The sequence below is a fragment of the uncultured Senegalimassilia sp. genome (assembly GCF_934636665.1).
GTDB lineage: Bacteria > Actinomycetota > Coriobacteriia > Coriobacteriales > Eggerthellaceae > Senegalimassilia.
The window spans coordinates 93,999-120,298 of sequence record NZ_CAKUAT010000007.1 but is presented as its reverse complement, the minus strand read 5'-3'; the positions used below and the strand labels follow the sequence as shown (position 1 = coordinate 120,298).

The 26,300-nt window shown below is 63.3% G+C and carries 21 protein-coding genes and 1 tRNA gene; 2 read left to right on the top strand and 20 right to left on the bottom strand.

Annotated features, from left to right (window positions below):
- Window positions 1-140: 140 nt before the first annotated feature.
- From Q0G75_RS04370 to Q0G75_RS04350, 5 genes are all read right to left on the bottom strand, one after another.
- Window positions 141-608: a hypothetical protein gene (locus tag Q0G75_RS04370; RefSeq protein WP_294417070.1), complete on the bottom strand. Its 468-nt coding sequence runs from the start codon at window positions 606-608 to the stop codon at window positions 141-143.
- 81 nt (window positions 609-689) lie between these two features.
- Window positions 690-1,211 (bottom strand): phosphatase PAP2 family protein, encoded by a 522-nt coding sequence (locus tag Q0G75_RS04365; RefSeq protein WP_294417073.1) that lies wholly within the window; start codon window positions 1,209-1,211, stop codon window positions 690-692.
- Window positions 1,212-1,420: 209 nt separating this feature from the next.
- A complete protein-coding gene (locus Q0G75_RS04360; RefSeq protein ID WP_294417074.1) occupies window positions 1,421-2,176 on the bottom strand; it encodes a DmsC/YnfH family molybdoenzyme membrane anchor subunit in 756 nt (251 codons plus the stop codon).
- 112 nt (window positions 2,177-2,288) lie between these two features.
- A complete protein-coding gene (locus Q0G75_RS04355; RefSeq protein WP_294417075.1) occupies window positions 2,289-2,927 on the bottom strand; it encodes a 4Fe-4S dicluster domain-containing protein in 639 nt (212 codons plus the stop codon).
- A gap of 9 nt (window positions 2,928-2,936) precedes the next feature.
- Window positions 2,937-5,573, bottom strand: a complete 2,637-nt coding sequence (locus tag Q0G75_RS04350) for a molybdopterin-dependent oxidoreductase (RefSeq protein WP_294417077.1) — start codon at window positions 5,571-5,573, stop codon at window positions 2,937-2,939.
- A 338-nt stretch (window positions 5,574-5,911) separates the two neighbouring features.
- On the opposite strand from Q0G75_RS04350, the gene Q0G75_RS04345 reads away from it, so the two are divergent.
- Window positions 5,912-6,862 carry an AraC family transcriptional regulator gene (locus tag Q0G75_RS04345; protein WP_294417079.1) on the top strand — a complete coding sequence of 317 codons (951 nt, stop codon included), beginning with the start codon at window positions 5,912-5,914 and terminating at the stop codon, window positions 6,860-6,862.
- A gap of 171 nt (window positions 6,863-7,033) precedes the next feature.
- Here the strand turns inward: Q0G75_RS04345 and queF are convergent, their stop codons facing one another.
- The 11 genes from queF to metG form a co-directional block, all read right to left on the bottom strand.
- Complete coding sequence (queF, locus tag Q0G75_RS04340) at window positions 7,034-7,537, bottom strand: preQ(1) synthase (RefSeq protein WP_294417738.1); 504 nt, start codon at window positions 7,535-7,537, stop codon at window positions 7,034-7,036.
- Window positions 7,538-7,546: 9 nt separating this feature from the next.
- Entirely contained in the window at window positions 7,547-8,389 is an 843-nt protein-coding gene (queC, locus tag Q0G75_RS04335; protein ID WP_294414928.1) for a 7-cyano-7-deazaguanine synthase QueC, read from the bottom strand.
- A gap of 2 nt (window positions 8,390-8,391) precedes the next feature.
- Window positions 8,392-9,510: a radical SAM protein gene (locus Q0G75_RS04330; RefSeq protein ID WP_294414930.1), complete on the bottom strand. Its 1,119-nt coding sequence runs from the start codon at window positions 9,508-9,510 to the stop codon at window positions 8,392-8,394.
- A 7-nt stretch (window positions 9,511-9,517) separates the two neighbouring features.
- Window positions 9,518-9,937 carry a 6-carboxytetrahydropterin synthase gene (locus Q0G75_RS04325; protein WP_294414931.1) on the bottom strand — a complete coding sequence of 140 codons (420 nt, stop codon included), beginning with the start codon at window positions 9,935-9,937 and terminating at the stop codon, window positions 9,518-9,520.
- A gap of 422 nt (window positions 9,938-10,359) precedes the next feature.
- A complete protein-coding gene (locus Q0G75_RS04320; protein ID WP_294414932.1) occupies window positions 10,360-11,013 on the bottom strand; it encodes an HAD-IA family hydrolase in 654 nt (217 codons plus the stop codon).
- 72 nt (window positions 11,014-11,085) lie between these two features.
- Window positions 11,086-11,161, bottom strand: a tRNA-Ala gene (locus Q0G75_RS04315).
- A gap of 102 nt (window positions 11,162-11,263) precedes the next feature.
- Entirely contained in the window at window positions 11,264-11,596 is a 333-nt protein-coding gene (locus Q0G75_RS04310; protein WP_281624064.1) for a Veg family protein, read from the bottom strand.
- A 332-nt stretch (window positions 11,597-11,928) separates the two neighbouring features.
- Entirely contained in the window at window positions 11,929-12,834 is a 906-nt protein-coding gene (gene rsmA / locus Q0G75_RS04305) for a 16S rRNA (adenine(1518)-N(6)/adenine(1519)-N(6))-dimethyltransferase RsmA (protein WP_294414933.1), read from the bottom strand.
- Window positions 12,827-13,867, bottom strand: a complete 1,041-nt coding sequence (locus tag Q0G75_RS04300) for a flavodoxin family protein (RefSeq protein WP_294414934.1) — start codon at window positions 13,865-13,867, stop codon at window positions 12,827-12,829. Before Q0G75_RS04300 ends, rsmA begins: the two co-directional genes overlap by 8 nt.
- A complete protein-coding gene (locus Q0G75_RS04295) occupies window positions 13,864-14,940 on the bottom strand; it encodes a TatD family hydrolase (protein ID WP_294414936.1) in 1,077 nt (358 codons plus the stop codon). Before Q0G75_RS04295 ends, Q0G75_RS04300 begins: the two co-directional genes overlap by 4 nt.
- A 195-nt stretch (window positions 14,941-15,135) precedes the next feature.
- On the bottom strand, window positions 15,136-16,722 hold the full coding sequence (gene metG / locus Q0G75_RS04290) for a methionine--tRNA ligase (protein WP_294414937.1): 1,587 nt from the start codon (window positions 16,720-16,722) through the stop codon (window positions 15,136-15,138).
- 240 nt (window positions 16,723-16,962) lie between these two features.
- On the opposite strand from metG, the gene Q0G75_RS04285 reads away from it, so the two are divergent.
- Window positions 16,963-18,123 carry a hypothetical protein gene (locus tag Q0G75_RS04285; RefSeq protein ID WP_294414938.1) on the top strand — a complete coding sequence of 387 codons (1,161 nt, stop codon included), beginning with the start codon at window positions 16,963-16,965 and terminating at the stop codon, window positions 18,121-18,123.
- Window positions 18,124-18,327: 204 nt separating this feature from the next.
- Here the strand turns inward: Q0G75_RS04285 and Q0G75_RS04280 are convergent, their stop codons facing one another.
- The 4 genes from Q0G75_RS04280 to Q0G75_RS04265 all read right to left on the bottom strand — a co-directional run bounded on the left by Q0G75_RS04280 (window position 18,328) and on the right by Q0G75_RS04265 (window position 26,295).
- Window positions 18,328-19,797, bottom strand: a complete 1,470-nt coding sequence (locus tag Q0G75_RS04280; protein ID WP_294414939.1) for a DHA2 family efflux MFS transporter permease subunit — start codon at window positions 19,795-19,797, stop codon at window positions 18,328-18,330.
- Window positions 19,798-19,993: 196 nt separating this feature from the next.
- Complete coding sequence (locus Q0G75_RS04275) at window positions 19,994-20,791, bottom strand: SprT family zinc-dependent metalloprotease (protein ID WP_294414940.1); 798 nt, start codon at window positions 20,789-20,791, stop codon at window positions 19,994-19,996.
- A gap of 3 nt (window positions 20,792-20,794) precedes the next feature.
- On the bottom strand, window positions 20,795-21,643 hold the full coding sequence (gene rsmI / locus Q0G75_RS04270; RefSeq protein ID WP_294414941.1) for a 16S rRNA (cytidine(1402)-2'-O)-methyltransferase: 849 nt from the start codon (window positions 21,641-21,643) through the stop codon (window positions 20,795-20,797).
- Window positions 21,643-26,295: a 2-hydroxyacyl-CoA dehydratase gene (locus tag Q0G75_RS04265; RefSeq protein WP_294414942.1), complete on the bottom strand. Its 4,653-nt coding sequence runs from the start codon at window positions 26,293-26,295 to the stop codon at window positions 21,643-21,645. The genes rsmI and Q0G75_RS04265 overlap by 1 nt, the downstream gene beginning before the upstream one ends.
- Between the last annotated feature and the right edge of the window lie 5 nt (window positions 26,296-26,300).

The following is a 26,300-nucleotide window of genomic DNA, read 5'->3' as shown; positions in this document are numbered from 1 at the left end:
AAAGCAGGTTGTCGTCCGCCCGCATAGCGGGCGGTTTACTTGGCGCGGCTACGCGCGCGCCAGACTGAAGTCATTAAAGAGAAGGCCCGCTCGATTGAGCGGGCCTTCGTGATGAAGCGAGGTTATGGAATAAGAAGCGGCTATCCACGCGAAGCCGCACCGGGAACCAGCGGGCACGGGGCGGGACGATTGCCGCGACGCGCGAAACGGATCAGGAAGCTTGCGCCGGAAAGCGCCAGCGCAACGCCCAAGCCCGTGTAGAAGAACGCGATGAACCACACCGGGACCAGGCCGAACGCGCGAAGGGAGATGCCGCCGGTCATCATGATGGCCATCATGGCATAGCCCGGCACATCGAAGAAGTTCCACACGCCCACGCGATCGGCCTCGTAACCGGCGATGCGAACGGCATGCTTGCCCACCATCTTCGAGAAAACCTTGATATGGAACAGCGTGAACACCACAGCAGCGCCGATGATGAGCAGCCACCACATCCCCTGGTCCATCTGAGCGAACGACTGGATGCCCAGCCAAGCGATGTTACCGCCGGCGATAAGCCAAACGATGCCGGCGACTAAAAGCAACGTACGCTTCGAAACCTTCAGCATATCTGCCCCCTCTGAAACGAAACGGACGGTATCGGCTAACCGATATCGATATTTAATATCAATAACTGTATCAGGGTGCCGCTAAAGAATCCAGGGACCCACAAAACCTGCAAGCATACCCAACAAAGCCCCCACCACGACATCGCGAGGAAAATGCACGCCCGATACCACACGGATGACCGCGAGCAACACCCCGGCCGCCAGCATGACCGGCCCCGCCCACGCAAGCGGGCAGCAGGCGCAAAACGTCATGGCGATGACGAAGATGCTGAACGCGTGGCGGCTGGGAAACGAATTGCCGCGCGTATCCTTCGGGATAACGGGGGCTGCGTCGAACACCTCGTACGGGCGCGGCGCGTTGATAGCCTTGCGCAGCACGGTGACCAGCGCGAACGAGATGCCCGGCACCAACACAGCGCGGAGCAGCGTGCCCGCCGCGCCGGCTGTGCCGGTTACCGCCGCGTACGCCAGCCACGCAAGCAGGCAGGGATACGCCACGTACACGGCGTCGGTGATGATCTTGTTCGCCAGGGAAACGCCACGCGCCAGCACAGGCCGGGCCCGCAAGGCGTTGGTCATGCGTATGTAAGTTGATTTTTGCATGCGTACATTGTAACGGCAGGAGCCTCCCTTTGCGCACACAACCGCAAATCCTGACAGGGTATCTGACCTAGCAGTATGCAACATTAGCCCAGGTCAGATACCCAATTTGATTCCTATCGAAATTTACGCCCTGTGCGCGACAAGGGCTCGCAAGCTCTGCTTGCGAGCCCTTGAAACATGCCAACAGCTCTTCCGCAACCTAGCTCTGGCTACAAAATGCTTGCCGCGTAAAACGCGTAGCGCGCCACGGCAACGCCAATCACCGAGCACGCAAGCATTGCCGCCGCCAGCTCAGCAGACGGTTTTTTGCGCGCAACCATCGTCAGCGCGAACGGCACCGCACCCGCAAGCACTGCGGCCGCCGCAAACGGCACCGTCGAACGACCTACGTGTGCAAAATGCATGCCCACCAGCACAAACGTCAGCACCACCAGCACCTGTGCCACAACAGAGGTCGCAAGCAATGCCGGTTTCTCGTAACGCGCAGGCTCGAACAAGCCCACCAGCGCAGCCCCCATGGCAACATCGGCCACCGCATACAACGGCACGGTTGACCAATCCGTCCATGCAGGCACTGCATAATTGCCCACATACGCAAAGCCCATCACGACCGCAAGCACCAGCGCGACCACGCCCGAAGCAATAGGCAAACCGCGCGGGGCCTTTCGCCCGCGCACCTCCATCACGAGCTCGATGAGCAGCAACACGCCAAGCACAATCGCGCAATATGCTTCCTGGCAAATACCTGCCTGTGGGTTCGCCATGGCATTGAACACACGCTCCATGCGACCCAAGTGAAACCACACGCATACCAGGCCCAAGCCAAGCAGTGCAAGCGCCGCTGCGGGCACCGTCCATCGACGGCCCTGCCATCCGGCCACGGGCACAAGCGCACGAACGGCGCAAAAGCCCGCCGAAAGCCCTGCCAGCAGCGTGAACAGGAACAACGGGAATTCTGAAATCATCATACGTCCTTTCCGGAATCTCAACACACCCGGCGCACCGCCGACGAATCCACGACAGCCGGCATGGTGCGCCCAGCCCTGCGCAGACGCAAAAGAACCTGCGCACCAGCCGCTACGCGTCGACTTCCTCCTCCATGTTCACAATATGCCCCGTGCCCGTGCCTGTTTTTTGCGCATTGCGATGCGGGACGAGAACCAAGCTAGGATTGGTATGATTCGCCGGCATCGGCTCCACTTCAACGTCGCCATCACCATATTTCGCGCGCATTTCCTCAAGCGTGCCGAAGTCCAGCGCGCGATCGCGGCAGCCGCTCACGCACAGCGGCGTGTTGCCGCCGCCGACCTCGTCTTTGCACATGTTGCACTTCATCATGATGCGTTCATCGGTGTTAAAGGTAGGCGCGCCATAAGGGCAGGCCAACTCGCATGAACGGCATCCCACGCACACGTCGTGGTCCGTCCACACGATGCCCGTGTCGGAGTCCTTGCGCATAGCGCCCGTAGGACACGCTTTCACGCACGCAGGGTTGGCGCAGTGGTTGCACGCCATAGACAGAAAATAGCCGAAATGACCCTGCGACACCCAGGTGCCGTTTTCGTTCTGCTTCCACGAACCGCCTTGATAGTTCAACACGCGACGATACAGATTCTCTAACGGCAATTTATACGTTTCCTTGCACAGCACCTGGCACGTTTTGCAGCCCGAGCATTTACTGGAATCGAACGCGAACGCATATTGCGTCATCACCATCACCTATTCCTATTCCACGCCACGCGGGAGAATGAACGCGGCGTCTTTATCCGCGCCCACCTCAAGCGGGCCGTCGTACTTCTCCACCTGCACCAGCGTACCGCTCCAGCATGCATAGCCCTGGCCGGAGTGCTCCGGCGCTTGCAGCACGTTAGGGCATCCGCCCAGGTCGATACCGGTTTCAGGGTCAATATTCACTTTGCCGCCATCCTGCAGCGCAACCGCGCCCGGGATAATGCCCGGCAGCACCTGCGCCAAGCGCAGCACCTTGCCGTACGGGCTGGACATAAGCACCTTGTCGCCCGTTTTGATGCCGCGAACCGCCGCATCGACCTCGCCGATGAAGCACGCCTGAGGGAACGCCTCGCGCAAGCTGGGCGTAAAGCGGAATGCGCCGTGAGCGCGCGCCAGCGAATGCGGCGTCCACAAAAGCAGCGGGTACTCCTCGGTTTGGCACCCCACGCCCTGCTTCTTGCCGAATTGCCATTTCGCGATAGGGGAAAGTTCCGTATAGCCCATAGCCGTGACCATATCGGACAGCTTCTTGCAATAGATCTCGAACTTGCCTGATTCCGTAGACAGCGGATGCCCTTCTGGATCGTCGTAGAACTGCTTGTACGGCACCGTCATCAAGTCGTCTCCGAAACGACGCGGATACGTGTAGAAGCCGCGCTCCTTGAAATCCGCCAGGCTGCACAAGCCCTCTTGCGGCGTGCCTTCCACACCCATCTCATCAAGATCGGCCTGTGTGATGGTGATCATCGGCTTGGTTTCCTTGGTGGTGGAGTTCACCATCACCTTGCTACCCGCCAAAGACACATAGGCGCGTTCTGCATCGGTAAGGGGATTGACCTTACGCGGGTCTATGTCCAGGCGGCGGCACAGCTCGTCGGCAATCCACGTTTCGGGCTTGCTTTCATACAGCGGATCCATGGCAGGTTCGTTCCACATGACGATATCATGCGCATAAGTCCAGGCCATAGGCGTTTTCTCCCAGAGCGTGCACGCGGGAAGCACGATATCGGAGTACTGCGCCGAAGTAGAGAATTGCGGATCTTCGGTAAACACGAAGTCCATCTTACGCCATGCTTTGATACCTGCGTTCACGTTCGGCATTGAGTTCAGGCGATCGTTCACGCCACCGTTATGAATAAGGTGCACGTCGATTTTACGCTTGCCGCCTGGCCATTTTTCGCTGCCGTATTCACCGTCCAGAATCTCCTGCCACTGGTTAGCCATATCCAGCTCGTCCCAGTTGGGATTCTCGTTGTGCAAAATATCGATGCAGCTGTTTTCACGCGTGGGGTAGAACGTGGGCTTAGGCTCGGGGCGATCGGGATAAACATCACCACCGCCCATGCATGCGCCTTCCGATGCCATGCTGGAGATGCCGCTGTCCGCCAAACCTTGCCATGACACGTAACTGCCCTCGCGGCCCACCGTACCATGCATGAACGCAAGCGTATACATGGCCTGCGCAAACTGCTCGCCTGCAGGGTGCTTCGTGGTGGACATGCCCCCGAAGAAGCCCACGTTGTCATATTCCGCAATCATATTGCCGAGCTCACGAATCTTCGTAGCAGGAACCTGGCAGATAGCCTCAGCCCATTCCGGCGTCTTCGGCGTGCCGTCATAGGTTCCCAGCACGTAGTCCTTGAAGTTATCGCGCGCATCTGCGCCTTCGGGCATGTGCGCCGCGTCGAAGCCTACACAGTATTTGTCCAGGTAGGCCTGATTGTACAGGTTGTTCGTGATCTGATGATACGCAATGCCGAGCGCCAACGCGCCGTCGGTTCCAGGCAAAATGGGCACCCACTCATCGGCGAACGCCTGCGCCGTGGGGTTGAACCACGGGTCGATCATGATGAACTTCGTACCCTGCTGCTTGGCGTATACCATTTGATACGGCGCCAAGCCCGACTTGTTCACCGACCAGTTGCAGCCGAACATGATATGCAGATCGGTTTTCGAGAACGTCAGCGCGTCGCAAGCGGCCAGGTTGTTCTCGGCGCCCGTCATGTAGCTGGCAGGCGCGTTCCACGCGCCCCAAGAGATCTCACCATGCACGTTCGTCATGGCTCCCAGGTAGTTGAACAGGCTATATACTGCATCCCAAGTGCAATTGCGCAGCGACATTTCCGTGCAGGAAAGCATGGAATGCGGGCCGTATTTTTCCAGACACTTCTTTATCTCTGCAGCTACGTAATCAAGCGCCTCGTCCCAGCTGATGCGCTCCCATTCGTCGATGCCGCGTAATTCGCCATGCGGATCGTCGGGGCTCCAATGCTTGCGCTTCATGGGGTATTTTAGACGCATGGGGCTGGTTTTGTCGCTGATGGCCGCGCGCCCGCGCAAGCACGCACGACGCTGCGGCTGCACAATGGAGTCATCGCCCGACTCGTCCGTGCGAATCTTCACCGGCACACCATCTTCGAAATAGCACTTTAGAAGACAGCGCGACGAATCGCACGAGCAGTTGTTGTAGCACGGCACCGTCTTCCATTCGCCGTGCACAGCGTTTTTCGTTGCCGCACCCTCAACCGCATCTGCGGTAGCACTGGCCAGCGGGGAAACGCCCGTGAGCACGGCAGCGCCTGTGGCGGCGGCGCCGGCCTGCAGAAAGCTCCTTCGTGAAAGGTTTTCCATGTTTCCTCCTCGTCTATAGAGAAACCCGAAGGCTGCAATGGTTTTAGACGCAAAATCCCTATGCGCACAGAAGGCAAACGTCTTACGAGCATAGCTTCGCCAGAGGCGCATATCGTGCCGTTGTTTGCGTTTTGCGCATACCTATTAAGCTATTGAACTGGAGAAACGTAACACTCCTGTCTCCCCCATGAGTGCTACGCATTAAGCTTGCGGTAGGGTTCGCACCTACTTCGCATTGAGCCCTTGCAAGGTGAACTATACGGGCTTGCCGCGCGACCTTCAGCGGCGTATCTTAAGAATAAATGTGCGATTATTTAAGATTCGATAAAGGAATAGCTATGGGACGAGCAATCGACGATGCCATCGACACGCTAGCCGATAGGTTTCACACCCTTAATTGGGAGCTGCATGACGTTGCGGGCACAGGCGGAGCCGAGAAGCAATGGCTTTGGCTTGGCAGCCCCAATGAGCAGGTTATGGTATGCGTATTTCGCGGCACGGCCATCCATGAACCGTTTCATCGCCAGGACTTCTTCTTTTTCAACTATGCGTGGTCCGGCTCGTTTGAGGCGGTGAGCAAGCGGCAAGGCAACCGCATCACCGTGAATCAAAACGAAATGGTGGCTGGCCAGCCTTTCACAGGCTACGCGCTTGACAGCTCCACTAACGAAGAGGTCGTAAACGTTGGCGTGCTTATTCGCAAGGAGCTGTTCTTTCGCAAATTCCTGCCGTTCGTTTCCGGGAGCCGTCGCCTTATGCATTTCTTCCTTGACCCCGAGAACAACGCGTTTTCCAACGAGTTCCTGCACGTAAGCGCGCGGCGAGATTACCCTTACCGACAACTGCTCAGCCTTATGATCGTGGAGTACGCTAACGGTGGACCCGGTTCGCAGGAAGTGCTGCAAATGCTAGCTTACACGCTTACCATGTACATGGTGCGCCAATACGAAGAGGAAAACCCGCAAGTAGCAACCGGCGGTACAATAGAAGACGCAATGGACTGGATTACCAGCCATCCGGAAAGCGCCACGCTGGAAAACACGGCGGCGCACTTTGGCTATCACCCAAACTACTTATCGGCACTGCTGCGCAGGCAGACAGGGAAAACGTTTTCGCAGATTAAACTGGACGCACGTATGAAGCGTGCCGATTTGCTGCTTAACTCCACCCATCTAACCGTCGAGGAAGTAGCGAACATGCTGGGCTACTCGTCCACCAGCAACTTCTATCGCGCATTCCGTCAATATCATGGCCGTTCGCCTCGCGCAGAAGGGGAAGCGGACAATTAGATTGCCAGCTCACACATAGCCGCAAGTTTTGACAGGGTACCTAATCTGGCATTATGCAATGTTTCACCAGGTCAACGCACGTGAACGGTTCCTGCCAAAAAACGCGCAAATGTATGTGGCGCACACATGAAAACGCCCGCAAACGGCGATGTTTGCGGGCGTTGAGCGCTGCTAGCGATTGTTCACGGCCTCGGGATGCAGGTCGTGGTTGGCCAGGCGATCCCAGGCAACCTGCTCCCAGCGCGTGCCGGGCTTGCCGTAGTTGCAGTACGGGTCGATGGAGATGCCGCCGCGCGGCAGGAACTTGCCCCACACCTCGATGTACTTCGGATCCATCAGCGCGATCAGGTCCTTCATGATCACGTTGACGCAATCCTCGTGGAAGTCACCGTGGTTGCGGAAGCTGAACAGGTACAGCTTCAGGCTTTTGCTCTCCACCATGCGCACATCGGGCACATAGGAGATGTAGATGGTGGCGAAGTCGGGCTGGCCGGTGATCGGGCACAACGCCGTGAACTCCGGGCAGTTGAACTTCACGAAATAGTCGTTGCCGGGATGCTTGTTGTCGAACGTCTCAAGCACGCTAGGGTCGTAGGTTTGCGGATACTGCACGCCCTGGTTGCCCAGAAGCGACAAATCGTCGGCGCCGGAGCGCATAGGTTTCTCGTTGGTCATGCTTCTCTCCTATCTCCCCTGGGCGTCCAGCTTGTCGAGCAGCGGGTCGCGCATGCCGTTGGCCGCGAAGGCGCGATCGCGGTCGATGCACGTGCCGCATTTGCCGCACGGGCGGGCGCCACCCTCGTAGCAGCTCCACGTAAGCTCATAGGGAACATCCAGGTCAAGGCCGCATTTCACAATATCGGCCTTCGACCAGGACACGAACGGGGCCTCCAGGTGCAGCTGGCCCGCCGTGCCTTGCGTGATGGCAAGGTTCATGGCGTTCACGAACTCGAGGGAGCAATCGGGGTAGGCGTCGCCCGCCCAGTCATCGTGGTGCGCGCCGTAGAACAGCACGCTCGCGCCCAGCGACAGCGCCATGGACGCAGCGCTCGATAGGAACAGCCCGTTGCGGAACGGCACGTACGTGCTGACCGGGGAGCCGTCCGCCTCGTCGATCTGCTCGGCGTAGCTTTCCTCGGGAACGTCTTGCGAAGAGTGCTCGAGCAGGCTGCAGTCGCTGTCGGCGAAGATGGCAGAAAGATCGAGGAAACGCTGCTCAACGCCGTAATGCGCAGCGACGGCCTTCGCGCTCTCGATCTCCTTCTCATGACGCTGGCCGTAGGAGATGCTCAGCGCGAACACGTTCTCTGCGCCGAAGCGCTTGACCGCCAAGGCCAGAAGCGTGCTGGAATCCACACCGCCGCTGCTGAGCACCAGCGCCTTTTGCGGGTTCTCGCCACACACCTTGCCGTTCTCGTCGCGCGGCGCCGGCTCTTCGCCCAGCGTCCCGTGCACGCGCAGGTTCTCGCGCGCGTTGGCGGCCGCAGCCGCGAACGAGGAGAACGCCTGTCCTTCGAAAATGCCCATCCTTACACGCCCCTCTCAACATCGGGCCAAATGACCTTGTGCAGCTGCACTTGAGCGGTTGCCCAGGTCATTTGGTTCTCTTGCATGAATTCAACGATGCGCGCCGGCTCGATGTCCCCAAAGCACGGGCTCAGGTACACCGGCACGCGCCCCGGCAGATCGAGCTGCCGGGCAACTTCCAAAACGCGCGGCAAATCGCCCTGCCCGCACACGAACTTCACCGTGTCGCGCGCGTCGAGCAGGCGGAAGTTCGCGGGCAGCATCTGCTGCTCCATGCCGCTTGACGGCAGCTTCCAGTCTACGGTGAAGGAGAGCACGCCAGGCGCGGCGTTGCCGATACGCGTGCGCAACCCGGCAAGCTCGTTCAAGTCGGCGGCGCCGTTCGTCTCGATCTCCACGCGTAGGCCGCGCCCGCTCGGACCAGGTTCGCCCAGCAGCAGCTCCACCAGCTGCGGCAACAGCGACTGCAGCACCGGCTCGCCGCCGGTGAGCGTCACGCATTCCACGCCGGTCTGCCGCACCCATGCCGCCAACTGCTCGGGAGTTTCGTCCTTCGCCGCGGCACCCGGGACGTTCGCCCACATGGTGTCGCAATAACCGCAACGCAGATTGCAGCCGGTAAATCGGATGAACGCCGCCAGCTTGCCCGCGCACGCCCCTTCACCGTTGATGCTGACGAACCGCTCCGCAACCGGCATAGTCGCCTGAGAGCCGGACTGGTCGACGCTTCGGCGTTGCGATGCCTTAAAGGCGGCGGCAAGCGAAGAGGCCGGCGCTGCGCCAACAGCAGCGGACGCAGGCGACTGCGCGCCGCTAGCAGCGATGGCCGCCGACAACGAGCAATGTACAGTGGCAGGCGCCGATGCCGACGCCTTACCGGCACCGGACGCAGAGGTAAGCGCAACCGTTTGGACACCATCGGTAGCGACAAACTCAGACGCCAGGGAATCGCTAGCAAGGATGGCCGCAGACAGCGAGCCATGTACGGCGGCAGGCGCCGATGCCGACGCCTTACCGGCACCGGACGCAGACGCTTGCGCGCCGTCGGCGCGCTTGAAGGCCGAGAAGGCGTCACGCAGGCTGCCGTAGGTTATTGCTGCTGTTTCGTTTTCGCAGGTCATAGCTTTGTTAGGCGCGGTAGATCGCGCAGTTGTTCGGCGTTTCGTACACGTCCACCTGCGACACGGGGAAGCCCTGCTCGGCAAGCTTGCCGAAGAAGTAGCGCGCCAGATTCTCCGCGGTGGTGCGGAAGGGCATCATCGACAGCGTGAACCCCTCCTCGCGCAGGCAATCCAGGGTTTTCGGCATAAGCGAGCCCTCCTCCACCACGAACGAGTGGTCCAACTGCTCGGTGAGATCGCGCAGCGCATGCTTGAAGTCCGCGAAGTCGATGACCATGTCCTTGTGCGTGCCCTCGGTTTGCAGCTCGGCCTGCTCGAGATACGCCACCACGCGCCAGCGATGACCGTGCAGGTTCTCGCACTTGCCGTGGTAATCGGTCAGGAAATGCGCAGCGTCGAAGCTGCTCTCCGTTTTCAGCCCATACATAGCAAAAGCCCTTCCATCAAGCGAAAACCGCCATCGGAAAGGCCCTTTCGAAATGCGCGGCAACCTGCAACGATGCAGCAGGAGCCCTTCGCCCCCGCCGATAGAATCGCGCCGTCGCGCAAAACGCCCGCCGCGATAAGCGGGCAAGGTACCTAGTTTTGTTTACCGACAGGAGGTTTTCGAACTGTCCATCAATCACGCGGCAAGTATACCGCCCCAAAGCCGCAACCAAAGCCCGTAAACAAGCTTCCGCACGATAACCGCACCCCAGACGCTTCGGGGCGTAGCGCCATCTGCCAAACTTCCGGCTTCCCAACGCAAACTAGGCTTTAGTCGAGCACTAGGGATTACGGTCGCTCCAGATACGTAGCGCTGCACTCGTTAAGGGCCCCAAAGTACCCGATGCCCGCAAACACCCGAAGCTATAGGAGCGCCAGCGTGCTTGCGATCAGCTCGTCCCAGGTATGCGAGACGAACGACGGACGCTCCGCCGTCAGGGCAAGCTCGTTGAACATGCCCCAAGTTACTGCCGCGGTGCTTGCGCCTGCCGCGTTGCCGGATTGCAAGTCGAACGGAGCGTCGCCGACGTATAGACACTCACCGGGATCGAATCCCAGCAGCTCGCAACCGCGTACCACCGGCTGAGGGTCGGGCTTCGGGCGCTCGATATCGTCCCAGCCCACGCAGCAATCCAGATACGATGCAGCGCCCACCACCTCAAGCCCACGCCAGGCAACCGCATGACGCTTCGACGTCACCACGCCCAGCTTCAGGCCCGCGCCTGCGAGCTCAGCCAGCGCCTCAACCGTTCCAGGGAACGCCTTGATCATCTTATCGTGCACCGTTTTGTTGTGCGCTCGATACGCTTCGCAGAACCGCTCCTGCAGCACCGGGTCATCCGTGTAGTCCTTGACCTGCACGGCCAGCGGTTGCCCCACTTTCCGCAGGTACTCCTCGTCGCTGAGCTGACGGCCCAGCACCGCAGGGCCCGCATAGTGAAAGCTCGCCAAAAGCAGCTCGCGTGAATCCACCAGCGTGCCATCGTTGTCGAACAAAACCGCCTTCAGACCAGCCATCATGCTCCTTTACCGCGTGCTTTTGAAAAAGAAAAAGGGCCGCCGGATATACCAGCAGCCCTTGCATTTCCATGGTGGAGATGATGGGATTCGAACCCACGACCCCTACGTTGCGAACGTAATGCTCTCCCAGCTGAGCTACATCCCCATGGGTATTGCGCTTTGCGCGAGAAAGTATTTTCCTCGTTCAAACGCTGTTTGTCAAACACTTCTTCGCGGGCATCCGCAAAAAGTTCACGGTTAGAACCGCTTACGACAGAACGCGCTCCTCCATGAGCGGAGACTCCATGCCCGGCTCGTCACCCTCGGGAACGAAGGGCTCGAACAGCGGCTCGCCGTTCTGCGACAGCTCGACCATGCCGGTGAGCACGTCGACGTACTGGTACGACTGACGGGCGGTGCGGCCGCGCTTGCGATCGACCTCCATGATGAACAACTGCGGGTGCACCTGCATGAGCGTGCCCTCGCTCTCGACGATCTTGGAGCGGCCCATGTTGGCGCGCACTTTCAGGCGTTGACCGACGAAATCGTGTAACGTATCATGAATGGAGTCGACGATTTGCGCTTGTTTCGCTAAGTCCATAGTTGCTCTTTCCTACATAACACACAGATAACAGCTCAAAATTGTATCATGCAGGTCAATGCACGCTTACTTCTCCATGTTTTGCACCTAATTCCATAGCAGTTCCCACACAATAGCCATATTCCAGGCACGTTTTAGCTTGAATGCAGCGTTTGACAGGGCGCAATGACAACGCCAGCCTCCCTGCAACTGCTGGCTTTGCGGCCGGGGAAACGCTGCTACGGCAAACTAACCCACACCTGCCAGGCTGCTGCAGACTCGCATTCCTAACCCCGCATCACGCAAAAAGGGCCGCGACGCACGCGGCCCAAATAGCATATCGGATTCCATCGCTAACCCTGCTGCAGCGCCAGCAGCGCCTTGCCCATGTTCACGAACTCCGCCAGCGAGAGCGTCTCACCGCGGCGCTTGGAATCGATGCCCGCTTGCTCGAACAACTCGGGCAGATGCGGCGCCACCGCAGCGCCATTGGCTCCACGGCCAGCGAAGTAGGTTTTGCACGAGTTCGACAGCGTTTTGCGGCGGCTGGCGAACGCGGCGTCGGCCATGGTGCAAGCCGCGCGCACCACTTCCCCGTCAAGCGGCTTTCCCTGCTCATCGAGCACGGGCGTGCGGTTCAGGCGGATGACCGCGCTGTCCACGCGCGGCGGCGGGAAGAAGTTGTTCGGGCTGACCGGGAAGCGCTCTGCCGGCTGCGCGTACAGCCGCAGCTTCACCGTGTAGGCGCCGTAGTTCTTCGTTCCCGGCTCGGCGGCCATGCGATCGGCCACCTCTTTCTGCACCATCACCGTTGCCGACTCAAGCGATTCGATGCGCTGGAAATAGTCCAGCACCACCGTGGCGGCGACGGCATACGGCAGGTTCGCTACCAGCTTGTTGGGGGCGTCTTGCCCGTCAAGGTCGGAAAGCTCCAGGTCAAGCGCATCCTTCTGGATGAGCGTGAACGAATCCCACCACGGCTCCAGCGTTTCGGCCAGCACCGCAGGCAGGTCGGTATCGCGCTCGATGGACGTGACGTGCTTCGCGTTTTGCAGCAGGGCCATGGTGAGCGTGCCGATGCCGGGGCCGATCTCGAGCACGTTGTCCGCGCCCTCGAGCTCCGCCAGCGCCACGATTTTCGCCACGATGGCCTCGTTGACCAGGAAGTTCTGCCCGAGCGAGTACTTTGCCGAAAGCCCGTGGTCCGCCAGGACCCGCCGGGTGACCGAAAGGTTGGCCAAAGACGATACGCTACCCACGGCGCTTCCCCTGCTTGCCGCGGCCGCCGCCCTGCTTCGAGCCGCCCTTGCCGGACTTGCCCTGCCCGCCTTTGCCCTTGGGGGCATGCGGGTTCTCATGCTTGGCCTGCACCGTGCCGTTCGTGCCGCGCTTTGCGTTGGCGTGCTTCTTCTGGGCGGAACGCTTGCGACCGTGCTGCGCCGCATCGACGCGGCGGCCGTCCTCGTCAAGTTGGATGACCTGGCGCTCGGCGCCGTTCTCGCCCAGGTTCAGGCGCGCACGGCCCTGGCGGCGCTGCGCCTGGGATGCCAGCTGGGCGGCGAAATCGTCCTCGGCGAACGCCTCGGGCTCGTCAGGCTGCTCTGCCGGCTCTTCCTCTTCCGGCAGCTCCTGCGCATCAGCCGGCTGGTCCGCCATCTTGCCCCCGGCGAAGGCGCGCACCACAGGCCCCTCGACGGGGTACTCGTCGGCCTCATCCACGATCTCGCCGGATTCGTCGATCTTGCCGACCCAATCCAGCACGCGCTCCAAGCGGAAGCCCGCCACCGCGGCGGCAGAGCGAACGCATCCCACAAGCGGGTCGAAGCCATGCGGGTCGCCGCCCTCGCCCACCACATGCAGCGTGCACGGGCGCTTGCGCGCGCGGGTGCGCGTCCAGAAGTACGGCTGGAAGCGATCGAGCATGCACTTGAGCTGCGACGACGGGCCGGCGAAATACACCGGCGCCACGACGATAAGCTCGTCGGCGTCCTCGAGCAGCGGGTACACGTCGTCCATGTCGTCGCGGATGGCGCAACGGCGCGGCGCCTCGTCCTCGGCGCGCTGCTCCTCGAAGGCCTGGTCCTCGGCGGCCTCCTGCTCGGTCATCGCGCCCTGCGCCTTGCGCTTGCAGAAATCGCAGGCGTTGCAGCCGGCCACGTCGAGCGTGGACACGGGCGCCAGGTACACCTCGTCTTCCGGGCACTCCTCGATACAGCTTTCGAACAGAAGGTCCGCAAGCGCGCCGCTTCGCCCCTCGACGCGAGGCGACCCGACGATGATCAGGCGTTTCATTCGCAATTCCTTTCAGTTGCGGCGGTTTGCGCATGTTCGATCTGCCAAGCCGTGGGCGGGCGGTCCAACAACGCGCGCGCGTTTTGCGCGATCTGGGCCAGCATCTCGCTTCTGGCCTTCTCGGTTTCGCACCCGAGCACCTCGGCCATGCACGCCGCGGTGAACACGGTGTGCGCCGGGCCGCACGGCATGCCGCGCATGGGCTCGGGCGTCATGTACGGCGAATCGGTTTCGGTGAGCAGCAGATTGCGCGGAGTGCGCGCGACCGCATCGCGCGTGTCCTGGCAGCGTTTGAACGTGAGCGCACCGCCCAAAGCCACGAAGCAACCCCGATCGACCCAAGGCTCAAGCGTTTCCCAGTCCAGGTCGAAGCAATGCAGCAACGTGCCCGCCTCGGGGAAGCCCTCCTCGCACAGGATGGCGAACGCCTCGTCATGCGCCTCGCGCACATGCAGCGCCGCGGGAAGGCCCGTGGTGTGCGCCAGGCGGATTTGACGGCGAAACGCCCGCCGCTGATCCTCGCGCGGCGACAGGTCGTAATGGTAGTCCAGGCCTATCTCACCCACGGCGCATATACGCGGGTCCGCCAAGCGTTTGACCAGGCGCGACTCCATGGCGTCATCGTAGAAGCGCGCGTTATGCGGATGCACGCCGGCCGCCAGGCGCAAGCGCGGCAGCGGACGCGACGCCGCATCGGCAGGCAAGGCGAAACGCGCCGCATCGGCGCCATCGGGCAGATGAGTCAGCTCATCGCCGCCAGCGGCCAACACCTCGCGCGTACGCTCCACCGCTTCGGGCAGGCGCGACTGCGCCTGAGCGTACCAGCCGTCGAAACGCTCGAACACGTCCGGGGCGTCCTCCTGCACGTCGATGATATCGCAGACGAAGTCCACGCCCCACGCCGCGCAGCGCGCGAACTCCAGGGCCGGATCCGCCAGCAGGTGCACATGCGCGTGCGTGTCCACCACCGGGCCGGCAAGCCGCGGCGGCTCCACCAGGCGAAACCTTCCGTGCTTGCGCTTCTGTCGAAATAGCGCGTCGGCGAAAACCGGCTGTTGCTCTTCCTCGGCCATGCATCCCTTCCCTATACATATATACAGCAGGGCGAAGGGTCCTCCCCTTCGCCCGGACACTTAGTGCTACGTCCCCGAAGCGTCCGGCGTCGGAGCCCGGGACGTCGCGATGTGCGGCGCGGCGGAGGAGGTTCCTTCGCCGCGATCTGCCGCAACATCAAGCGTTCCGCCTGCCGTTTAGCAGGCGGAATCCCTTTATTCCTCGATCTGGATCTCGTCCATGTTCAGGCGCGGGAACAGCGGATCGCCCACGGTGACCGTGTTGCCGACGGGCAGCTGGCCCCACTTCGTGGCGCCCTCGACGTCCACCACGTCGGTGACCTTGCCCAAGCTCAGGCGATCGAAGACCTCATTGGAGGTGTTCGGCATGAACGGGGCCATGTACAGCGCGATGATGCGGATAGCCTCGAGCGCATTGTAGATGACGGCGGCCAGGTCGCCCTGGGTCTCCTCCTTCTTCGCCAGGTTCCACGGGGCGCTTTCCTCGACGTAGAGGTTCACGCGACCGGCAAGCTCCTGCACCGCGGCGGCGGCGCCGGTGAAGTCGACCTGGGACATGCAGGCGTCGTACTTCGCGTACAGCTGCTCGACGATGGGCAGCATGGGGTTGGCAACGCGCTCGGCGGCGTCTGCCGGCACGGCGGGCACCTTGCCGTCGAAGTACTTGTTCGTCATGTTGAACACGCGGCTGCACAGGTTGCCCCAAGTGTTGGCCAAATCGGCGTTGTACACCTGCACCATGCGCTCCATGGAGATGTTGCCGTCATGGCCGAACTGCACGTCGGACATGAAGTAGTAGCGGTAGGCGTCCACACCGAAGATCTTCACCAGGTCGGCGGGCTTCATGCCGTTGCCCTTGGACTTCGACATCTTCTCGCCCTTGGTGAGTAAGAAGCCGTGGCCGAACACGGTGTGCGTGATGGGCAGGCCTGCGGCCATGAGCATGGCCGGCCAGATGACGCAGTGGAAGCGCGTGATGTCCTTGCCCACGAAGTGGTACTGCATGGGCCAGCGCTGCTCGAACTCACCGGCGCGCTGCTCGTCGCCGTAGCCGATGCCCGTGAGGTAGGCCAGCAGGGCGTCGGCCCACACGTAGGCCACGTGACCCTCGTCGAAGGGCAGCGGCACGCCCCAATCGAAGGTGGAGCGGCTGATGGACAGGTCCTTCAGACCGCTCTTCACGAAGGTGACCACCTCGTTCTTGCGCGTTTCGGGACGGATGAAGTCGGGGTTCTCCTCGTAGAACTTCAGCAGCGGCTCCTGGAACTCGGAGAGCTTGAAGAACCAGTTCTCCTCACCGCCGGCCTTCTGCACCGGGCGATGGCAATCGGGGCACACCAGCTCGCCATCCTCGTTCTTCTCAAGGTCGGACTCGGCGTAATAAGTTTCCTCGTGCACGCAGTACCAGCCCTCGTAGCTGCCCTTGTAGCACCAGCCCTTGTCGAACAAGTCCTGCCAGAACTTCTGCACGGTGCGGGCGTGGCGCGGCTGGGTGGTGCGCACGAAATCGGTGTAGGTGATGTCGAGCAGGTCCCACACGTTGCGGAACGCCGGCTCCATGGAATCGCACCAGGCCTGCGGGGTCATGCCCTTCGACTCGGCGGTATCGGCCACTTTCTGGCCATGCTCGTCCATGCCCGTGACGAACGCCACGTCGTAACCGTTCATGCGCTGGTAGCGCGCGACGGTGTCGGCGGCGACGGTGGTGTAGGCCGTGCCCAGATGGGGCTCGGCGTTCACATAATAGATAGGCGTGGTGAACGAGTAGGTTCCCTTTGACATGGTGCTTCCTTTTGCTCGCGGTCGCAGTCGGGCGAATGATGCCCCGCCAACCTGGGTTTTCGCAGTGCCTCTGATTGTACCACGCAGGAAACGGGCATCGCATGCACCGCTGGCCGGCAACATGCAATCAGCGAGCGATCCGGCGGGCTCGAGCGCTTGTGCACGTTTAATGAGCGGCACGGTTTGAACATATCTGCCCGGTATAATTAACGGCAATTGTTATAAATCGAAGGATGGCGGATGTTTTCTAACAAACTTCAAACGAACCCGAGCAGCCGCCCTCGCCACCGCTTGCCGCTGACCGTCGCCTTAAGCGCGACGCTGGCTTTCGCAAGCGTGCCGGTCGCGGGCCTTGCTCAGCGAACCGCGTGGGCGGAGGACATCGACACGAACGTGCAGGCAGACGCCGCACAGCAGGAGGTCGAGCGCACCGCCGCCGAATATGACCAGGCCATAAGCCGCATCGGCGACCTGAACCAGCAGATCGCCGACAACGAGGCGCGCATAGCCGAGATCGAGGAGACCCTTCCCACCCAGCAGGAGCGCAGCTCCGCTGCAGCGGTGAAGTTGTACAAGACCCAGGCTTCCACGCCCGGCTTGCTGGAAATGGTCCTCAGCTCCGAGAACATCGTGGATTTCTTCACGTCGCTCGAGTATGTGTCCCATATCTACAGCAGCAATCAGGCCGAAATCAAGCGCCTAGGCGAGCTGAAGGACGAGCTCGACCAGACGCATCGCGACCTTTCGCAGGCGAAGAAGGACGCCGACGTCGAGGCCGCCAACGCCGAGCAGGCGCTTTCCGCCGCCCAGCAAGCGCGCCAGGAGGCCCAGCGCAAGGCGCAGGAGGAAGCGGCCCGCCAGGCCGAGGAGGCCGCAAAGGCCGCTGAAGCCGAGGCCGCCAAGGCCGAGGCCGCTAAGGAGGCCGACAAGCAGGAGCAGGCAGATTCCGCCGACTCCGCCGCTGCCACCGAAACCACCGGCGGCTCTTCCGCGGGCACCGTGGAGGCGCCCAGCGACGACGGCGCCGACTGGGCAAGCGAGCGCGACGTGTTCGTAGCGCAGTGGGCCGGCCGCATCGATGCGTACCTGGCCGGGTCGCCCATGGCCGGCACGGGCAAGGTGTTCGCCGAGGCTGCTTGGGACTACGGTGTGGACCCGCGCTGGTCGCCCGCCATCTCCAACACCGAAAGCTCCAAGGGCCTGTACTGCTCCGGCAGCTGCAACGCCTGGGGCTGGGGCGGCTGCAGCTGGGGAAGCTGGGAAGAAGCCATCCGCGACCACGTTGCCGGCCTTGCCCGCGGCTACGGCTACACCATCTCGGTGGATGCCGCCAAGAGGTACTGCCCGCCGAACTGGGAGCACTGGTACAACGCAACGCTCGCGCAAATGAATATGATCTAAACGGAAACCCGGCCACGAGCCGGGTTTCTTGCTAGTTGGCGCGTCAGGGTTCCGCCGTAGCGTATGCTGCTGTTTCGCCTTTGAGCGCTAGGGTTTCTTTATTGGACGCTGGGCTCTTCGTCATCGAGCCCGAGCCCTTCGCCGCTAGATGCGCCGGAGCTTTCGCCATCCGCCGCCAGGCAACAACAAGCCGGCGCGACCGGCCTAGCGCTTCCCCTTCGCCGGCAGAACGAACATGCCCAGGATGAACGCCAACACGGGGACGCCGCATTGCAGCCAGAAGCCGAAGTCGAAGCCGTCGAGGTCGACGCCTAGCGCATTTTGCGAGGCCAACGCCATCACGGCGATGAATACCGACGCCGAAAGGCTGCCGATGAGCTGTCGCGCGGACGTGATGATGGCCGATGCCTGCGCCAGCTCGTCGGGGTCGAGCGTGGTGCACGCCCACGCCGTCAGCGGCATCATCAGGCACGCGATGCCCGTCGCGCGGACGCCGTAGAGCACCGTGACCACCCATTCGGGAACGCTTGCGGGGATAAGCGCGAACGCCACCGTGCCCGCAAGCACCGTGACGCAGCCCGCCACGATGAGCGGACGCGGGCCGCGTCGATCGAGGAGGCGTCCGGTGATGGGGTTCATCACGCCCATCATGATGGCGCCGGGCAGAAGCGTCAGGCCCGACACCGTTGCCGAAAGCCCCTGGATATCCTGAACGAACAGCGGCACCATGATCGACGGCGCCATGAACATCATGTGCGCGCAAATGACGATGAGCGTGGAGATGGCGAACGTCTTGTCGCGGAAGCACTGCAGCCGCAAAAACGGCTCGGGAACGCGCAACTGGCGACGCGCGAACACGACCAGCCCCGCCAAGCCCACTAGCAACGGAAGGACGAAGCCCGCGCCCACGGACCCGCCCGATTCCAACATGGTTGCCGCGACCATCACCAGCACGAAGCCCCCGGAATACAGAAGCGCCGACACCAGGTCGAAATGCCCCGGATGATCGGGGCGCTGCACCACGTCGTCGAGCAGCAGCACCGTCAGCGCCATCACCGCAAGCGCGATGGCGCCGAGCATCCAGAACACGGAGCGCCAACCCCACGCATCGATGAGGAAGCCGCTGATGGTCGGGCCGATGGCGGGCGCGAACCCGATGATCATGCCCACGATGGCCGTGGCCTGGCCGTACTGGCTTTTCGGATAGATGTTGAGCGCCACCAGCTGCACGAGCGGTAGGCAGATGCCGGCGCCGCCTGCCTGCAGCAGGCGCGCCGCCAGCAGGCACGGGTAGTTCGGCGCGAAGATGGCCGCAGCGCACCCGATGGCGAACGACGCCATGGATGCGAAGAACAGCTTCTTGGAATCGAACCGGTTCATCAGATAGCCCGTCATGGCGCTGATCAGGCCCAATACGAAGATGTAGGCCGTGGTAAGAAGCTGGCCGGAGCTTGCGCTGATGGCGTATTCATGCATGACCGCCGGCAGCGCGGCGATCATCATGCTTTGGGAGATGCATGCCGCCGTGGTGCCCGACACCATGATGCCGAGCACCACGCGGCGCTGCCGCGGCGGCAAGCCGTCGCGCTCGGGTTCGGCCTCGATGGCAGGTTCAGACGTTTTCGTACAAGACGCGTTCGCCACGTCTTCGGAAGTAGCTTCGTTCGTATTCATACCGCGATGGTAGCAGTTGCAGGCCACCCGCACCCGCCCGCGCACGAAACGCGCACGGAAGGAGGTTCTCCAGGTGAGCAAATGACGGAGTGGCGTTCGGGGCGGATGCTCGGAGAACGGAAGCCTTCCCCCAAACGTCTCCCCCACCCACGTTCGCCTCGCGCGTCGCCAACGGGAGAGGCGCAGGAGCAGCGCGCTACCGCAGTTTGTCGCGGCGTTGCTTCCAGTCGGGCATGAAGCGGTCCATGAGCTGGTGAAACCTTGGGCCGTGGCCGCGCTCGAGCAGGTGGCACAGCTCGTGCACCACCACGTATTCCAGACATTCAGGCGGGTAGAGCGCCAAGCGCACGTTGATGCAGATGCGGCCCGTGGAAGGTTGGCAGCTTCCCCAGCGGCTGGTCATGTTGCGATACGCCAGCTGACCCGCCTTCACCCCCATGATGGGCTCCCACGCCGCCACCAGCGCCGGCACGCATGCCTGCACCACCGCGCGCCACTGAGCAACCTCGGCTTTCGACGCCTGCGAGGCCTGCGCCATGGGCGTGGCGGACACGCGCTCCATCTGGGTCTCTATCCACTCGTGCTTGCGATGCACGAAATCGGCCACATCGGCCGGCGACATCCAGGCGGGCGCGGATGCGTCCACATGGTCGCCGTCGCGGGCGATGCGCAGGTTGAGGTTCTTCACCTTTTTGCGTTGCAGGCGCACCTCAATGCCGTCGACGTGAAGCACCTCGGGCGCTGCCGCGCGCGCAGGCTTGCGGCGCGCGGTCTGCGCACCGGCCCTGCCGGCCCCGGCCGCCGTGCGTCCGGCACCGGACGGACGTTGTCGCGCCGCAACCTTCCCCGCCTCGCCGCTCTCGCGGGCGGCACCGGACGGACGGGACTGCGACGCGGCGCCCGCCCCACGCGAGCCGCTCGCTGCCTGCCGCTTGAGCTCGCCCGGGTCAACGCGGCGCGTGCGCACCGGGCCGGATCGGTTTTCGCTGGCCACGCCCTACGCCTCCAGCGCGATCTCGTACGCGGCGTTGCGCGGCAGGCCGAACTCGGCCGCCAGCGTTTTCGCGATGTCCTTGTTGCGCGCGCCCTCGGCCTTGAGCTGGGCAGCACGGACACGGGCGGAATCCTCGGCGCTTTCCTGAGCAGCCTGCCCCTCCGCCTCGCTGGGCCCGTCGATCACGATGACGATCTCGCCCTTGATGCCGCCGGCCGCCTCGCGGGCGGCGAACTCGTCGCGCAGCGCGGGCAACGTGTCGCGCACTACTTCCTCGTACAGTTTCGTAAGCTCGCGGCACACCGCCGCCTCGCGCAGCGGGAACGCCTCGGCCAACGCCGCCAGCGCCCCGGCGATGCGGTTCGGGCTTTCGTAATAGATAAGCGCGGCGTCGAGCGTACGCACCGCATCGAGCGCGGCCTTCTGTTCGCCGGCCTTGCGCGGGAAGAAACCGCCGAAGTAGAAGCGCGGGTTCGTGCAACCGCTGGCCACATACGCCGTGGCCGTAGCGGTGGGCCCGGGCAGCACCTCCACCGGCGCGCCCGCTTCCCGGCATGCGCGAACCAGACGCAGCCCCGGGTCGGACACGCCCGGCATGCCGGCGTCGCTGCAGTACGCGATGACCTCGCCCGCCGCAACGCGCGCCACGATGCCATCGGCGCGCGAGCCGATGAGCGCCTCGTCCAAGCGCTCCAGGCGCTTGCCGATGCCGAACGCCGCCAGCAGCTTGCCGGTGACGCGCGTGTCCTCCGCGCACACCACATCGGCGCTGGTCAGCGCATCAAGCGCACGCTGCGGCATGTCGCCCAGGTTGCCGATGGGCGTCGGGCAGATGATCAGCTTGCCAGCCATCACGCCCTCGTTTCCTGCACGTCGAGCGCGCCGGCTTCCTCGACCGCCGGCGTTGCCGCCGCCGTGCGGGCGGCGCGGGCCTCGGCCTCCTTGTCGGCCAGGTTGCTCTTCGCCACCGCGATCATGAGCTTGATGCGGTTGAGCTGGTTGACCTCGGACGCGCCGGGGTCGTAGTCGACGGCCACGATGTTGCTCTCCGGATAGCGGCGGCGCAGCTCCTTGATGACCGCCTTGCCCACCACGTGGTTCGGCAGGCAGGCGAACGGCTGCGTGCACACCACGTTCGGCGCGCCCGTGCGGATGAGCTCCACCATCTCTGCCGTGAGCAGCCAGCCCTCGCCCATGGAGTTGCACAAGCTCAAGATCTCGCTTGCGTACTCGGCCAGCTCGTAGATGCTCGCCGGCGGGTTGAAGCGCGTGGACTCCTCAAGCGCCTTGGTCACCGGCGCGCGCAGGGCCTTCACCACCTGCAGGGCGATCTTGCTGCCGAACGCGCCCTTGGCCGAACGGCCCAGCGGGTCCTTCTGGAAGATGCCGCCCGCCGCGCCGAACAGGAAGAACTCGATGAGCCCCGGCACCACGGCCTCGCAGCCCTCGCGCTCGATGACGTCGACAATCTGGTTGTTCGCCGTGGGGTGGAACTTCACCAAGATCTCACCGACCACGCCGACGCGAGGCTTGGTGCCCTCGCCTTGCAAAGGCAGCGTGTCGAAGTCCTCGACGATCTGCTTGACCGTTTGCTTGAACTCGCCGCGCTTCACGCCGCGCGCAAGCTGACGCTTGCACTCGGCCATCCAGTGGTCGAACAGGGCGTTCGCGCTGCCGGGCTCCACCTCGTAGGGACGCGTACGGTACAGGCACATCATCAACAGGTCGCCGTACTGCAGCGCCGAAACCGCCTGGTAAAGCATAGCCGGCGTGATGGAGAAGCCGGGGTTCACCTCGCCCAGATCCTTGAAGCTGATGGCGATGACCGGGATATGCGACAGGCCCACCGACTTGAGCGCCTTGCGGATGAGCGAGATATAGTTCGTGGCACGGCAGCCGCCGCCGGTCTGCGTGATGAGCACGGCCAGCTTGTCGGTGTCATACTTGCCGGACATGACCGCTTCCATGATCTGGCCCGTGACCAGGATGGACGGATAGCAGATGTCGTTGTTCACGTACTTCAGGCCCGCGTCCACCGCCCCGTGGTCCACGGAAGGCAGCAGCTCCACGTTGTAGCCGAAGCGCTCGAAGATGGGAACGAGCAGCTCGAAGTGGTACGGCGCCATCTGCGGGGCCAGGATGGTGTAGCCCGCATCGCGCATCTCCTTGGTGAACTGGGCGCGCGGGAACTCCGTCGAAGCGCCGCTATCGCGCTGCTTGAATTCGGCCTGCACCTCGGGCGCCGCCTTATCCGTGAAGCTTGCGGGCGGCTTGATGGCGGCGGCCGCGGCCTGCACGGCCTCGGCGTCGGCGCCGCCGGCCTGCTTGCCCGCCGCGCGCTCCTCGGCCTCGGCCAGCAGCTGCTCCACGTCCAGGCTGCACGCGCCGCAGCCCGCAGCGTTCTGCGCCTGCTCGGCCGCGCGGGCCTCGGCCTCTTCGTCGGCCTGGTCCTTCAGGGCCGCAAGCAAGCTGCGCACGCGGATGCGCGCGGCGCCCAGGTTCGACACCTCGTCGATCTTCAGCACGGTGTACACCTTGCCCGCCTGCTCCAAGATCTCCTGCACCTGGTCGGTGGTCAGCGCGTCAAGGCCGCAGCCGAAGCTGTTCAGCTGGATGAGGTCGAGGTCCTTGCGCTCCGAGGCAACCTTCGCCGCGGCGTACAGGCGCGTGTGGTACATCCACTGGTCCACCAGGCGGATGGGGCGCTCGAGCGTGCCCAGGTGCGCGATGGAATCCTCGGTGAGCACCGCCAGGCCGAAGCTGGTCAGAAGCTCGGGGATGGCGTGGTTGATCTCGGGGTCGTTGTGGTACGGACGGCCCGCCAGCACGATGCCGTGCGTATGGGTCTTCTCCATCCACAGCAGCGTCTCGGCGCCCTTCTCGCGGATGTCGGCCTTGAACGCCTCGTCCTCGGCCCATGCGGCGTCCACCGCGGTATCGACCTCGGCCTGCGTAGGCGCCGCCACGCCCTTGCCGCACAGCTCGGGATGCGCCTGGATCAGCTCCACGAACAGGCGCTTCTTCAGGTGCTCCTTCTTATCGTAAGGCAGCCACGGGTTCAGGAACTGCGTGTCCGAGTCGCGCAGCTCGTCGATGTTGAGGCGCAGCGCCTCGGCGTAGCTGGCCACGATGGGGCAGTTGAAGTGGTTGCCGGCGCCTTCGTCCTCCTGGCGCTCCCACTTACTGCAGGGGAACCAGATGAAGTCGGGGCGCTTGTCCAGCAGGTTCATGATGTGGCCGTGCGAGAGCTTCGCCGGGTAGCACACGCTCTCCGACGGCATGGACTCGATGCCGGCCTCGTAGGTTTTCTTCGTTGACGGGTCCGAGAGCACCACGCGCCAGCCCAGCTTCGTGAAGAAGGTGAACCAGAACGGGTAGTTCTCGTACATGTTCAGCGCGCGCGGGATGCCCACGGTGCCGCGCGGCGCATCCTGCTCCGCCAGCGGCGTATAGTGGTCGAACAGGCGCTTCGACTTGTACTCGAACAGGTTGGGGACCTTGTCGGCCTTCGTCGCCTGGCCAAGCGCGCCGGCGCCCTTCTCGCAGCGGTTGCCCGTGATGAAGCGGCGGTGCTTGCCCGTTGCCTCGTCGACGCCGAAGTCGTTGACGGTGAGCAGGCAGTGGTTCGAGCACGCCTTGCAGCGCACGGTCCTGTGCGTGGGAGCGAGCGCCTCGAGCGCGTCAAGGGACAGCAGGCCGCTGACCTGCGAATCCTGGCGGCTGAAGCGGTCGCGGGCCAGAAGCGCCGCGCCGAACGCGCCCATGTTGCCGGCGATGTCGGGACGCACGGCGTTCACACCCGAGAGCTGCTCGAAGGCGCGAAGCACGGCATCGTTGAGGAACGTGCCGCCCTGCACGATGACCTTGCTGCCCACGTCATGCGGGTCGCGGATCTTGATGACCTTGAACAGGGCGTTCTTGATGACCGAGATGGCCAGGCCCGCGGCGATGTCGCCGACGGTGGCGCCTTCCTTCTGCGCCTGCTTCACGCGGCTGTTCATGAACACGGTGCAGCGGCTGCCCAGGTCGACGGGGTTTTCCGCACCGATAGCAGTCTTCGCGAACTCGGACACGTCCAGGTTCAGGCCGCTGGCGAAGCTTTCGATGAAGCTGCCGCAGCCCGAGGAGCACGCCTCGTTGAGCATGATGTGGTCGATAACGCCGTCTTTCACGCGCAGGCACTTCATGTCCTGGCCGCCGATGTCCAGGATGAACTCCACGCCCGGCAGCATCTCCTGCGCGCCGCGCAGGTGCGCAACCGTCTCGATCTCGCCCGAGTCCACGCGCAGCGCCTCGAGCAGCAGGTGCTCGCCGTAGCCCGTGACCGTGGAGTGGCCGATGGTCACCAGCGGGTTGCCGGCGGCATCGCGTGGCAGCTCGCGGTAGAGTTTGGCGATGGCGGCCTTCGCGCAACCGAGCACGTCGCCCTTGTTCGACACGTAATGGGTCCACAGCAGCTCGCCATCCTGGCCGATGAGCGCGGCCTTGAACGTGGTGGAGCCGGCGTCGATGCCCAGGAAGGCGGTGCCGCGGTAGCTGGCAAGGTCGCCGCGGGGCACGCGCTCGCCGGCATGGCGGGCGCTGAACTCGTCCAGTTCCGCCTGGTCGGCGAACAGCGGGGGCAGGCGCACGACCTCGCTGCCCTGGATGTCGCCGAGGTTCTTCAAGCGCTCGAGCACGTCGGAGAGCAGCTCGGCCTTCACCGTTTCGCTGGCCGCGCCGGCGATGGCGCAGCCGCCGGCCACGAACAGGTGGGCGTTTTGAGGGACGATGCGGTGCTCCTCGTCCAGGTTCAGCGTTTCATAGAAGCGTTTGCGCAGCTCAGGCAGGTACTGCAACGGGCCGCCCAGGAAGGCGACGTAACCGCGGATGGGGCGGCCGCACGCCAGGCCGGAGATGGTCTGCGTGACCACGGACTGGAAGATGGACGCGGCGATGTCCTCGCGGCGCGCGCCCTCGTTGAGCAGCGGCTGCACGTCGGTTTTCGCGAACACGCCGCAGCGGCTGGCGATGGGGTAGATGGTGGTGGCATGCTGCGCCAGCTCGTTCAGACCGCCGGCGTCGGTGTTCAAAAGCGCGGCCATCTGGTCGATGAACGCGCCGGTGCCGCCGGCGCACGTGCCGTTCATGCGCTGCTCGATGCCGTTGTCGAAGTAGATGATCTTCGCATCCTCGCCGCCCAGCTCGATGGCCACGTCGGTTTTCGGGATGAAGGTTTCGACGGCGGTTTTGCTGGCGATGACCTCCTGCACGAACTCGATGCCCAGCCATTGTGCCAAAAGCAGGCCGCCCGAGCCGGTGATGGCGATGGTCATGCGCTTGTCGCCGAAGTCGCGCGCTGCCTCGGACAGCACCTCCACGATGGTGGCGCGCACGTCCGCGTGGTGACGACGATACACCGCGTAGCGGATCTGGTCCGCGTCGTCCAAGATGGCAAGCTTGACCGTGGTGGAGCCCACGTCGATGCCGATGTGCAGGTTCTCGTTCTGGTTGTTCTCGCTCATGTTCC

Excerpts from the sequence above, each read along its gene's own strand:
- Q0G75_RS04370 (WP_294417070.1), bottom strand. The coding sequence starts at position 608 with ATGCTGAAGGTTTCGAAGCGTACGTTGCTTTTAGTCGCCGGCATCGTT.
- Q0G75_RS04365 (WP_294417073.1), bottom strand. The coding sequence starts at position 1,211 with ATGCAAAAATCAACTTACATACGCATGACCAACGCCTTGCGGGCCCGG.
- Q0G75_RS04360 (WP_294417074.1), bottom strand. The coding sequence starts at position 2,176 with ATGATTTCAGAATTCCCGTTGTTCCTGTTCACGCTGCTGGCAGGGCTT.
- Q0G75_RS04355 (WP_294417075.1), bottom strand. The coding sequence starts at position 2,927 with ATGGTGATGACGCAATATGCGTTCGCGTTCGATTCCAGTAAATGCTCG.
- Q0G75_RS04350 (WP_294417077.1), bottom strand. The coding sequence starts at position 5,573 with ATGGAAAACCTTTCACGAAGGAGCTTTCTGCAGGCCGGCGCCGCCGCC.
- Q0G75_RS04345 (WP_294417079.1), top strand. The coding sequence starts at position 5,912 with ATGGGACGAGCAATCGACGATGCCATCGACACGCTAGCCGATAGGTTT.
- queF (WP_294417738.1), bottom strand. The coding sequence starts at position 7,537 with ATGACCAACGAGAAACCTATGCGCTCCGGCGCCGACGATTTGTCGCTT.
- queC (WP_294414928.1), bottom strand. The coding sequence starts at position 8,389 with ATGGGCATTTTCGAAGGACAGGCGTTCTCCTCGTTCGCGGCTGCGGCC.
- Q0G75_RS04330 (WP_294414930.1), bottom strand. The coding sequence starts at position 9,510 with ATGACCTGCGAAAACGAAACAGCAGCAATAACCTACGGCAGCCTGCGT.
- Q0G75_RS04325 (WP_294414931.1), bottom strand. The coding sequence starts at position 9,937 with ATGTATGGGCTGAAAACGGAGAGCAGCTTCGACGCTGCGCATTTCCTG.
- Q0G75_RS04320 (WP_294414932.1), bottom strand. The coding sequence starts at position 11,013 with ATGGCTGGTCTGAAGGCGGTTTTGTTCGACAACGATGGCACGCTGGTG.
- Q0G75_RS04310 (WP_281624064.1), bottom strand. The coding sequence starts at position 11,596 with ATGGACTTAGCGAAACAAGCGCAAATCGTCGACTCCATTCATGATACG.
- Q0G75_RS04300 (WP_294414934.1), bottom strand. The coding sequence starts at position 13,867 with ATGAAACGCCTGATCATCGTCGGGTCGCCTCGCGTCGAGGGGCGAAGC.
- Q0G75_RS04295 (WP_294414936.1), bottom strand. The coding sequence starts at position 14,940 with ATGGCCGAGGAAGAGCAACAGCCGGTTTTCGCCGACGCGCTATTTCGA.
- metG (WP_294414937.1), bottom strand. The coding sequence starts at position 16,722 with ATGTCAAAGGGAACCTACTCGTTCACCACGCCTATCTATTATGTGAAC.
- Q0G75_RS04285 (WP_294414938.1), top strand. The coding sequence starts at position 16,963 with ATGTTTTCTAACAAACTTCAAACGAACCCGAGCAGCCGCCCTCGCCAC.
- Q0G75_RS04280 (WP_294414939.1), bottom strand. The coding sequence starts at position 19,797 with ATGAATACGAACGAAGCTACTTCCGAAGACGTGGCGAACGCGTCTTGT.
- rsmI (WP_294414941.1), bottom strand. The coding sequence starts at position 21,643 with ATGGCTGGCAAGCTGATCATCTGCCCGACGCCCATCGGCAACCTGGGC.
- Q0G75_RS04265 (WP_294414942.1), bottom strand. The coding sequence starts at position 26,295 with ATGAGCGAGAACAACCAGAACGAGAACCTGCACATCGGCATCGACGTG.